The organism is Streptomyces sp. NPDC059850, assembly GCF_042731515.1.
Classification (GTDB): domain Bacteria; phylum Actinomycetota; class Actinomycetes; order Streptomycetales; family Streptomycetaceae; genus Streptomyces.
The window spans coordinates 1-10,508 of the sequence record NZ_JBHWJI010000116.1 but is presented as its reverse complement, the minus strand read 5'-3'; the positions used below and the strand labels follow the sequence as shown (position 1 = coordinate 10,508).

The following is a 10,508-nucleotide window of genomic DNA, read 5'->3' as shown; positions in this document are numbered from 1 at the left end:
CGCCCGGTTACTTTCCTAACCCGTAAGATAAGCCTTTCAGCGCCGATGGTACTGCAGGGGGGACCCTGTGGGAGAGTAGGACGCCGCCGAACAATATTTAGCCTCGGTCCCGAGCATTTCATGCTCGGGACCGAGGCATTTTTGCGTTCAGCACCAGGTCTTCCCAGCGGATCAGCGCATCGGTGGGCCAGTGGATCAGGCTTTGTCTCCGGTTACCCGACCAGCGTGCGGTGCGGCCAGCGGGCTCGGGCCTGCTCCTGGGAGCGCATCAGCGCCAGCGTGGGCAGCCCCTGTGCGGCTCCCTGTGCCAGCAGGTCCGGCAGGGCCGGAAGCGGTGCCACGGCGGCCACGTCGTCCAGGACGAGGGTGAGTGGTGGGTCGAGCCGACCGGAGGATGACCGTTCGGCCATGCGCCGGCCGTGCTCGACCACGTGCGAGGCGAGTGCGGTCAACAAGGGCATCGCACCCGGGTGGGACCGGGGATCCTCGATGGATTCCCCCATCAGATAAAGCGTTCCCCCTTCACCGACGAATGACTCCAGCGCGAGCGCGTCGGCTCGCCCCGGATTGCACGCGTCACGGATATGGATCGAGGAGAGCGCGCCCAGCGCACGGGCCGTCAGTTCCTGCGCCATATCGCGGCGTTCGGGGTGCGCGGTGAGTGTGGCCTCCAGCTCGCCTGCCGCGCCGCCCGCCGCCTTGGGGTGGGTACGGAGGATCCGTACCGGCTCATGCGCCGAACTGCCCTGCGCCCAGCGGTGGACATGGCGGAACGGGCGGCCGTCCACCGCGGCGGCGTGCAGCCAGCAGCGCAGCATCGTCTCCGCGGCCTGCGCCAGGGGCTGGTCCATCGCGTGCGCCGGGCGCACGGGGGCCAGCAGGGCGGCGGCACGGGCGGCCGCTACCTCGCGGGAGTCGCACCCGTCCGCCGGGTTCCAGCGCAGCCGCGCCGGGGTGTCGAGGAGATGGGAGGGGTCGAAGACATGGGTGGGACCGAACTTGGCGCGGGCGTCCTTGGTCGCGGCCCACAGACCGGCATCGCTGGTGAGGACGAGAACCGGGCCGACCGCCTCCAGGACGGCCCGGGCGGCGGCTTCGCCGCGCTCGGCGCCGAACAGGACGCGGGAGCGGGCCGGTTCCCCGCCGGGGCGGAACAGCCCGGCGGCGGCGAGGTCGGCATCGGGAGCGGGCGGCGGCTGCGGCGACGCGGTGGCCGGGGCGGCCGGGTCCTGGGGGCCGTACGGGCCGTCAGGACCCGGGGAGAGCGGGGCGATGTGTTCCGTGGGGACGGGGCCGGTCGCGGTGTCGTGTGCGGCGGCGCCGACCGCAGGGGCCGTGCCCACGTCGGCCGTTCTGGGCGCGCTGGCGGGGCCCGGCGCGGCGGTCTCGGGACGGGCGGCCGGGATGTGCTCGTCGCCTGGTCTGCCGGGGCCTGCCGCCGTCGCGTGGCGGGGTGGTGGGTCGAGGGCTGCCTCGGGGGCCGAGGGGGCCGTGGCGGCCGTAACGCCGTGTGCCGGGCCCTCACGGGCGTACGCGGGGCCAGAGGCACGCTCCGTACCCGCGCCATCGGCCGTGCCCGACGCCGCCTCCGCGCGGGCGGCGCGGCGCCTGGCGCGGACCAGCCGGTAGCGGGCCAGGGTGCCCACCGCGAAGACCGTGAGCACGATCAGCACCATCAGCTCGCCGATGAGGATGCCCCAGAACAGCCCGTAGCCGGACAGCTGGTGCTTCGGGGTGGCGGGCCAGGCCGCCGCCAGGTTGTGCGGCTCCTCCACCAGATGGCGCAGTGCCAGGGGCGTGTGCAGGAACGTCAGACCGTCCGGCCAGGCGCCGTGTGCGAAGAGCCCGGCCAGGCCGGTCGCCGACCAGACGAGCCCGATCAGCCCCAGCAGAAAGGCGAAGAGGCCGATGAGCAGGCCGTCCGGAATACCGCCCTCCGGGGGCCGCTGTCTTCCGTGGCCCTGCTCCGCGGGTCCGCCGCGGTACTGCCCCGCCGCCATGTCAGGCCACCGTGGAGCCGTACGACGGGCCGCCGTAGGGGTCCGCCTCCGCCGCGGCCTCGACCGCCGCCGCGGCTCGCTCCTCGGCCTCCGCCTCGGCGGCCAGCTGGACGGCGATCCCGTCCTCGGTCATCGCCCGGTCGGTGTAGACGAGAGGGCGCTCGGCCTCGGTGATCAGGTGTTTGACGACCTGTACGTTGCCGTTGACGTCCCAGACCGCGATGCCGGGCGAGAGCGTCGGGATGATCTCCACCGCCCAGCGCGGCAGCCCCAGCACCCGTCCGGTGGCGCGGGCCTCGTCCGCCTTCTGGGCGTAGATCGTCCTCGTCGAGGCCATCTTGAGGATCGCGGCGGCCTCGCGCGCCGCCGCGCCGTCGACCACGTCGGACAGATGGTGGACGACGGCGACGAAGGACAGGCCGAGCCGCCGGCCGAACTTCAGCAGCCGCTGGAAGAGCTGGGCGACGAAGGGCGAGTTGATGATGTGCCAGGCCTCTTCGACCAGGAAGATGCGCTTCTTGCGGTCGGGCCGGATCCAGGTGTGCTCCAGCCAGACGCCCACGATGGCCATGAGGATCGGCATCGCGATCGAGTTGCGGTCGATATGGGACAGGTCGAAGACGATGAGCGGCGCGTCGAGATCGATTCCGACCGTGGTCGGACCGTCGAACATGCCGCGCAGGTCACCGTCGACCAGCCGGTCCAGCACCAGGGCGACGTCCAGTCCCCAGGCCCGTACGTCGTCCAGGTCGACGTTCATCGCCTCCGCCGACTCCGGCTCGGGGTGGCGCAGCTGCTCGACGATGTCGGTCAGCACCGGCTGACGGTCGGTGATGGTCTCGTTGACGTAGGCGTGCGCGACCTTGAGGGCGAAGCCGGAGCGCTCGTCGAGCCCGTGCCCCATCGCGACCTCGATGATCGTCCGGAGCAGGGCGAGCTGACCGGTCGTCGTGATCGACGGGTCCAGGGGGTTGAGCCGGATGCCGCCGTCGAGGGCCGCCATCGGGTCGAGCCGGATGGGGGTTATCCCCAGCTCCTGGGCGATCAGGTTCCACTCGCCGACCCCGTCCTCGCCCTGCGCGTCCAGCACCACCACCTGGCGGTCGCGGAACCGGAGCTGACGCAGGACGTACGTCTTCTCCAGCGCCGACTTGCCGTTGCCGGACTCCCCGAGCACCAGCCAGTGCGGGGCGGGCAGCTGCTGGCCGTACAGCTGGAACGGGTCGTAGATGTAGCCCTTCCCGGAGTACACCTCGCGCCCGATGATGACGCCCGAGTCGCCGAGGCCCGGGGCCGCGGTCGGGAGGTAGACGGCCTGCGCCTGCCCCGTGGACGTACGGACCGGCAGCCGAGTCGTCTCCACCTTCCCGAACAGAAAGCTGGTGAACGCGTCGGTGACGGCGGTCATCGGATCGGCCACGGCGGAGCCCCTATCGTCCCAGTCCCAGTCGTCTCTACGGCGTCTCTGCGTCGCCTCTACGGCTATCGGTCAGCTGCGGTCGGCTAACGGCGGATACCGGTCGCGAACGGCAACGTGTTCACAAACGCGCGGTGGTGCTCACGGTCGCACCACTCCAGCTTGAGATAGCTCTTCCCCGCCGAGGCCCGGATGGTCCGCTTGTCGCGGTTGAGCGCCTCCGGCGAGCGGGAGGAGACGGTGATGTAGCCGACCAGGTTGACGCCCGCGGCGCCGCTGGCCAGATCCTCGCCCCGCTGGTCGAGACGGCCGTGGGCGGCGATGTCGCGCGGGTCCACCGCACGGTTCATCTTCGCGGCGCGGCTGGCCTCGGCCTCGTCATTGACCTTTTCGGTCAGCATCCGCTCGATCGCGATCTCCGTGGGCTCCAGATCCATGCAGACGGCGACCGTACGGATGACATCGGGTGTGTGGACGAGCAGCGGGGCGAGGAAGTTCACCCCGACCGGCGTCATGGGCCACTCCTTCACCCAGGCGGTGGAATGGCACCACGGCTCGCGGGTGCTGGACTCGCGGGTCTTCGCCTGGAGGTAGGTGGGCTCCATCGCGTCCAGCTCGGCGGGCCAGGCGTTGCGCTTGGTCATCGCCTGGATGTGGTCGATGGGGTGGTCCGGGTCGTACATGGAGTGGATGAGCGAGGCCAGTCGGCCCTGCCCGAGGGGCTGGCGCACCCGGATGTCGGCCTCGGCGAGCCGCGCGCAGATGTCGGTCAGCTCGCGCGCCATGATCACGGCCAGGCCCGCGTCCTTGTCGATCCGGCCGCCGCCGCTGCGCCGGGTGGCGCGGGCGATGGCCTGCGCCTCGGAGGCCAGGTCACGGGTGTAGTGCATGCAGGCGACGAGGTATGCGCGGTGCTGCTCGGAGGAGGTGGAGACCATCGACTGCAGCTGGTCGTACGAGTCCTTTAGCCACTCAGGGGAGCCGTTGTCGCCGCGCCGCTCGACGTCCTTGGCGTGCGCGTCCGGGTCGGCGGGGAGGGTGCGGGCCAGCATCTGCAGCCGGGTCACGAAGCCGTCGCCGTTGGCCACGTGCTTGAGCAGGGTGCCGAACCGGTCGACCAGGGCCTCCTGGTCCTCGCTGTCCCGCAGGCCCACGCCCGGGCCCTCGATCTCGATGGCGGCGGTGACGGTGCGGCGGTCGGCGTGCAGCAGGACCGCGATCTCGTCCGGGCCGAACGGCGCGGCCAGCCAGTTGATCCGGCCGATGCCGGGCGGCGGGCCGACCTCCACCTCGCGGCCGTCGGACCGGGTACCGGCTTCGGCGGCGGCGGAGCGGTAGCCGGTGGTGCCCTTGCGGACGCTGCGCTTGTACGAGCGGTTGATCTCGAACCAGCGGTAGAACGTGCGCCCGTTGTACGGCACGTACACGGCGGCCAGCGCGATGGTCGGGAAGCCGACCAGGGCGACGATGCGCAGCGTCAGCATCGGCACCAGCAGGCCGCACATCATCCCGATGAACGCGCCCGCGATGATCAGCGCGATCTCACCGGTCTCGCGGTTCTTGCCGACGATCGCGTTGGGGCGGGCACGGCCGATGAGATACGTGCGGCGCGGTGCGATGGCGTGGGACTGGGCATCGACCGTCACCGCCGGTCACCTCCCGGGTTGTTGCCTGAGCTGTTGTTCTGTGAACGGGGGGCGGACCCGCCCCCGGAGTTTCCGGTGCGGCTCGCGCCGCTTCCCCCGCCGTTACCGCTGCCGCGGGAGCTGTGGGCCGCGACGCCGCCGGAGACGGGGTTGGCGGGCTTGGCCTGGGCCGGGCGGGCTCCGCCGCCTCCGTCGCCGCCCCCGCCGCGGGCGCTGTGGGTGTTGATGCCCTGCTTCACCAGGGCCGCGGGCGAGCTGATGACCGCGGCTGCCTGACGGGACGCGGGGTCGGCGCTGGCGCTGCGGGCCTTGACGATCTCGTCGCCGAAGCCGGGCACGAAGCGGTAGATCATCGCGCTGGCGAAGATGGCGAGGATGATGATGGAGAGGCCGGAGACGACGGCCGAGAAGGCGTCGGGCTCGTTACCGGAGGTGGAGAGCGCGCCGGCCAGGGCGAGGACGATCACGATGACCGGTTTGACGAGGATCACCGCGATCATGATCCCGGCCCAGCGGCGGACGTGCCCCCACATGTTCTTGTCGACGAGCCCGGCGTAGACGGCGGTGCCGAGCAGCGCGCCGACGTAGAGCAGGGCCGCGCGGATGACCAGTTCGAGGCAGAGCACACCGGCCGCGAGGATCGTCACGAGCGACACGACGATGAGCATGATGGGGCCGCCGCCGATGTCCTCGTCCCGCTTGAGGGCTTGGGCGAACGAGCCGAAGAAGGCGTCGTTGTCGGCGCCGGTGCCGGTGGCGATGGCGTCCGTGACGGCGTCGGTGGCGGTGACGACCGTATAGAGGATGAGCGGGGTGAAGGCGGAGGCCAGGACCGTCAGCCAGAGGAAGCCGATGGCCTCGGAGAGCGCCTCGCCGAGCGGGACGCCGCGGATGGCGCGCTTGGCGACGGCGAGGAGCCAGAGGATGAGGGTGAGGACGGTCGAGGCGGCGAAGACGACGGCGTACTGGCGGAGGAAGGCCGCGTTCGTGAAGTCGACGTTGGCCGTCTCTTTGACGAGCTTTGAGAGCTTGCCGATGAGCCATGCGGCGGCGTCGGCGCAGCCGCGGGCGAGGGAGGCGGCGGGGTCTAGGGGGTTCGATGGGTCGGAGACGCTTGGCGGGGAGTCGGTGCTTCCCTTCTCGCAGGCGTCCCGAGCTGCCCCATGCACGATGTCGCATGGGTTCTCGCTGTTACTGGGGCCCGGTGACGGGTCGGCGGCAGCACGGGTCGCCAGGAGGACGGCGGCCGTCTGAACGGCCGCCAGGACGCCCGTGAGCGTGAGAGCGCGGCGGCTCGTGCTAGCGGGCATAGGTGAACCCTCCGTACTGCTCGACTGCCTTGGCGATCTCATCGGCGGTGGAGGCGGTGTTGTCGCTGTTGACGGGGGCGGGGCCGCTCTTCTGCGAGAAGCTCTCGGCCTTCCAGTCGTTGTCCGTCCACCGCAGCTTGAGGGTCATGGTGAACCAGTCGTTGGTGACCGGATTCTTGGAACCCTCGCCAGCCGTTCCGAATACCCCCGTGCACCAGACCTCGACCGTCGCGGCGGTGCTCGCGTACTTCGAGACCTTGGTGCCCAGGGGGGCGGTGCGCGAGATGTAGGTCATGCCGTCGGGTGCCTTGCCGTTCGCGTCCAGCCCGATCTTTTCCAGAGCGTTGGTCGAGTAGGCCTTGTCGAGCCTGGTCTGGAGCGGTGCGGCGGCCGTGGGGGTGAAGACCTGCGGGACGATCGCGTGACGCTGCTCGCGGTTGAGCATGTCGGCAGAGCCCAGAGCCACCGCGTAGTTCGCCGCCGCGCTCTGGGCGCCCTGCTGGGTCTTCGCGAAGCCCGACGCGATGCCCGTCGTGCCGTTCTCGCCGGTGACCGGGCGGGTGCCGGTGGGGGCGGTGGGCTGGGCTTCGGCGTTGGTGCCGCCGGAGTCCGCGTCGGACGAGCCGCCGTCGTCCTGGCCGCCGCGGTTGACGAAGGCGATGGCGGCGAGGAGCAGGACCACGACCCCGACGACCGTGATCAGGTTGCGGCTCGGCTTGGCGGTCCGGCCGGGGCCGCGGCGGGGCGGCCCGTACGGGTCCTCGTCGCCTTCGGGCAGGCGGGTGCGCGTCAGATGGCCGCCGGGTGCCGTGCCGCGGGTGCGGCCGGTGTCGTGGCCGTCGTAGTCACCGCCGTAGCCGCCGTCGCCGTGGCTCATCGCGTGTTCGCCCCTTCAACCGTTCCGGCTGTGCCGGTCGTGCCGTCCGTGGTCGCTGTTCCGCCACGCTGGTACGACGGTAGCGGCGCGGACCGACGTGTGGGCGTGGTGGTGTGAGTGGACATCAGACTGACACGACCTCGGCGACGGGGGCGGCGGGTGCGGGCATCAGGGAGCAGCCTCGGGTACGGAGGGTGGGGCCGGTAGGGGGGATCGGGGGCGGAGGCTCGGGGCGGGGGCGTGCGCCGCGCGCGGGGGGTCGGCTCCGGTGCGCGGGGGCGCGGGCCGGGGCGGGCGGGGGCGTGGCTAGATGGCCATGCCGTACACGATCGTGAAGAGCGTGCCCAGCGAGCCGATGATGAACACGCCGGTCAGCCCCGCGACGATCAGGCCCTTGCCCTGCTCCGCGCTGAAGGTGTCGCGCAGCGCCGTCGCGCCGATGCGCTGCTTGGCCGCGCCCCAGATCGCGATGCCGAAGCACAGCAGCAGCGCGATGGCCATGACGACCTCGATCATCACGCGGGCCTCGCTGCCTAGGCTTCCGAAGGGGCCCCAGTCTGGGGCGATTCCGCCGATGATGGTGTTGATGTCGCCCTTTTCGGCCGCTAGAAACATAGTGAACTCACCGCCCCTTATGGGTAGTTGTGTGCCCCGCCGCACCGGCGTGGGTCAGTCTCTATCTTCGCTGACGATTCCGCTTCCGCATGTCGACTGGGCGGCATTTCTTGGCGGATCTCGTACGTGTTGTGGACCACGGTGGCCTGGCAGGAGGATGAGCCATGTCCATCAGGTGCCTTCAGGCGCCTTATGGTCACTCTGTGTATCACGCGGGTGGGCGCCGGGCAACGATCGGTAGCGGAGGCCCCTATTCCCCCGGTTCCCCTATTCCCCCGGTTCCTCCGCGAAGTCGTCGAACTCGCCCGCCTTGACCCCCTTGAGGAACGCCTCCCACTTGGCCTGGGAGGTGACGACGACGGTCTCCGGGTCGTTGCTCTCGCGCATGTAGATCTGGCCGTCCGGGCCCGCGGCCACCTCCAGGTAGGCGCCCGCCTCCTCGTCCTCGTCGATCGAGGCCCGCTGCCAGTCCAGCTGCGTCATCCGTGTTCCTTGGGGGTCATGGGGTGTGAGGTGCTCGGACGGGCCGGACTTTACGCGCTCCGCGGGGAGGCGGGCCGGGACCGGCCCCGGTCGCCCGTAGGGTTTCGGCTGGCGAGCGGCTGATTTTCGCCGTGCGTACGGAAAGACGTTCGTACCGCGGGCTGATGGGGGAGGATGGCCGGGTGCGTAAGGTCTGGCTGGGCGTCAGCGTCGGTATCGGAGTCTGTTTTTCCTTCGTCGTCCTGCTCGTTCTCGGCACCTATATGGTCGCCGGGAACCTCGCGGGTGGTGGTGGCGGCGGCAGTGTCGGACTGGCGAAGGGGTCCGTCCCGGCGTCGTACGCGCCGCTGATCCAGCGGTACGGGAACTCCTGCCCCGCGATCAACCCGGCCCTGCTCGCCGCGCAGCTCTACCAGGAGAGCGGCTGGAACGCGAAGGCCCAGAGCCCGGCCAACGCCAAGGGGCTGGCCCAGTTCATCCCGGCCACCTGGGCGTCGCACGGAGTGGACGGCGACAAGGACGGCAAGCGGGACATCTGGAATCCGAATGACGCGATTCCGTCCGCGGCCGCCTACGACTGCTCGCTCGCGAAGTACGTGAAGGACGTGCCGGGCAATCCGACGCACAACATGCTGGCGTCCTACAACGCGGGCGCGTACGCGGTGCTCAAGTACAAGGGCGTGCCGCCGTACCGCGAGACCCAGAACTACGTGAAGACCATCACCAACCTGGCCAAGAGCTTCGAGGCGCCCACCCAGACCGTGCGGCCGTCGCGGCAGTCGGCCGCGGCGATCTACTTCGCGCAGAAGCAGCTGGGGAAGCCGTATCTGTGGGGTGGCAACGGCACCCCGGAGCAGGGCGGCCGGTTCGACTGCTCGGGGCTGACGAAGGCGGCGTACAAGACGGTGGGGATCGACCTGCCGCGCGTCGCCAACGACCAGTGGAACGCCGGGCCGCATCCCAAGCGCGACGAGCTGCTCCCCGGCGATCTGGTCTTTTTCGCGTACGACCTCGACGACCCGAGATCCATCCACCACGTGGGCATCTACGTGGGCGGCGGGAAGATGATCAACGCGCCCTACACTGGTGCCGTGATCCGCTTCGACCCCATCGATTCCCCGGACTACATCGGGGCGACGAGGGTGACGCAGGATGGCGCAAAAGCGCTGCCCCGGTCCAACGCCGCGTGAGGATTCCCTCTGAGCTGCGACGACGGGTCACCCTTCGATAACGTCCCGGTGATCGTTGGGTAGCGAACGGAACGCCTGGCGCGATGAGGGCGTTTCCTGGAGGTGGATCGGCGGCACACCCTTCGGCATCGCTCGCCGGGGCCGTCGGTCGTGGGGAAGCACGGGGGTCGGCAGCTGTACGCAGCGACAGGTGAGAGATAAGGGGCCGCGGCACATGGCTGGACTCGCACTGGACGGGTCGAACCCCGATGTCAGCCTTCTCTACGACATCAACGGGCTCGCCAAGGACGCCCCGCACTGGTTCGACCGCGTGATGGAGTTCGTCGGCGAGTTCGGCATCGTCCTCGGACTCGCCCTGGTGGGCTTCGGCGCCTGGTGGAGCGTGCGCAAGCGGCCGCAGGACGCGCCGTCGGCCGTCGCCGGGCTGATGTGGGCGCCGCTGGCCGCCGGGATCGCGCTGATCGCGAACATCCCGATCCGGGGCTTCGTGCAGCGCCCGCGGCCGTTCCGGGACCATCAGGGGCTCGAAGTCCTGGTGGCGGGCAAGACCGACTTCTCCTTCGTCAGCGATCACGCGACGCTCACCATGGGGCTCGCCGTCGGGGTCTTCATGGCCCACCGGCGGTTCGGGGTGGCCGCGATCGGGCTCGCGCTGCTGGAGGGCTTCTGCCGCGTCTACATGGGCGTGCACTACCCGACGGACGTCATCGGCGGGTTCGCGCTGGGGACCGCGGTCGCGCTGCTGCTGGCGCCGCTCGCGATGATGCTGCTGACGCCGCTCACCACCACGATCGCGGGGTCGCGGGCCGGCTGGCTGATCCAGGCCCGGCGCCCCGCCCCGGCCGCCGCGGCGGGCGACGGCATCCCGGAGTTCCCTGAGACCCGGGCGCCGGGCACGGAGCGCGGCAGCAAGGACCTCGCGGCCTGATACGCACACGTACGCGAAGGGCGGCCCGGCATCGCGCCGGGC

9 protein-coding genes and 1 rRNA gene are annotated in these 10,508 nt (G+C 70.8%); 3 read left to right on the top strand and 7 right to left on the bottom strand.

The window, feature by feature from the left end:
* Positions 1-92 (top strand): 5S ribosomal RNA (rrf, locus tag ACFV9T_RS42025); the annotation flags it as partial.
* 120 nt (positions 93-212) lie between these two features.
* On the opposite strand, the gene ACFV9T_RS42020 is transcribed toward rrf, so the two are convergent.
* The 7 genes from ACFV9T_RS42020 to ACFV9T_RS41990 all read right to left on the bottom strand — a co-directional run bounded on the left by ACFV9T_RS42020 (position 213) and on the right by ACFV9T_RS41990 (position 8,348).
* Positions 213-2,000, bottom strand: a complete 1,788-nt coding sequence (locus ACFV9T_RS42020; RefSeq protein ID WP_385449005.1) for a hypothetical protein — start codon at positions 1,998-2,000, stop codon at positions 213-215.
* Between the two features lies 1 nt (position 2,001).
* On the bottom strand, positions 2,002-3,420 hold the full coding sequence (locus tag ACFV9T_RS42015) for an ATP-binding protein (protein ID WP_385449002.1): 1,419 nt from the start codon (positions 3,418-3,420) through the stop codon (positions 2,002-2,004).
* A gap of 83 nt (positions 3,421-3,503) precedes the next feature.
* Positions 3,504-5,063: an SCO6880 family protein gene (locus ACFV9T_RS42010; protein WP_385448999.1), complete on the bottom strand. Its 1,560-nt coding sequence runs from the start codon at positions 5,061-5,063 to the stop codon at positions 3,504-3,506.
* A complete protein-coding gene (locus ACFV9T_RS42005) occupies positions 5,060-6,373 on the bottom strand; it encodes a hypothetical protein (RefSeq protein ID WP_385448996.1) in 1,314 nt (437 codons plus the stop codon). The genes ACFV9T_RS42010 and ACFV9T_RS42005 overlap by 4 nt, the downstream gene beginning before the upstream one ends.
* Positions 6,363-7,250 carry a hypothetical protein gene (locus tag ACFV9T_RS42000; protein ID WP_385448994.1) on the bottom strand — a complete coding sequence of 296 codons (888 nt, stop codon included), beginning with the start codon at positions 7,248-7,250 and terminating at the stop codon, positions 6,363-6,365. Before ACFV9T_RS42000 ends, ACFV9T_RS42005 begins: the two co-directional genes overlap by 11 nt.
* A 306-nt stretch (positions 7,251-7,556) precedes the next feature.
* Positions 7,557-7,865, bottom strand: coding sequence for a hypothetical protein (locus ACFV9T_RS41995; protein ID WP_201881310.1), 309 nt, complete (start codon positions 7,863-7,865; stop codon positions 7,557-7,559).
* A gap of 267 nt (positions 7,866-8,132) precedes the next feature.
* Positions 8,133-8,348 carry a DUF397 domain-containing protein gene (locus ACFV9T_RS41990; RefSeq protein WP_385448992.1) on the bottom strand — a complete coding sequence of 72 codons (216 nt, stop codon included), beginning with the start codon at positions 8,346-8,348 and terminating at the stop codon, positions 8,133-8,135.
* 182 nt (positions 8,349-8,530) lie between these two features.
* Between ACFV9T_RS41990 and ACFV9T_RS41985 the strand changes: the two genes are divergently transcribed.
* The gene (locus tag ACFV9T_RS41985) at positions 8,531-9,538 is read left to right on the top strand and encodes an NlpC/P60 family protein (RefSeq protein WP_385448989.1); all 1,008 of its coding nucleotides are present in this window, start codon (positions 8,531-8,533) and stop codon (positions 9,536-9,538) included.
* A gap of 214 nt (positions 9,539-9,752) precedes the next feature.
* A complete protein-coding gene (locus ACFV9T_RS41980) occupies positions 9,753-10,466 on the top strand; it encodes a phosphatase PAP2 family protein (protein WP_385448986.1) in 714 nt (237 codons plus the stop codon).
* Positions 10,467-10,508: the final 42 nt, after the last annotated feature.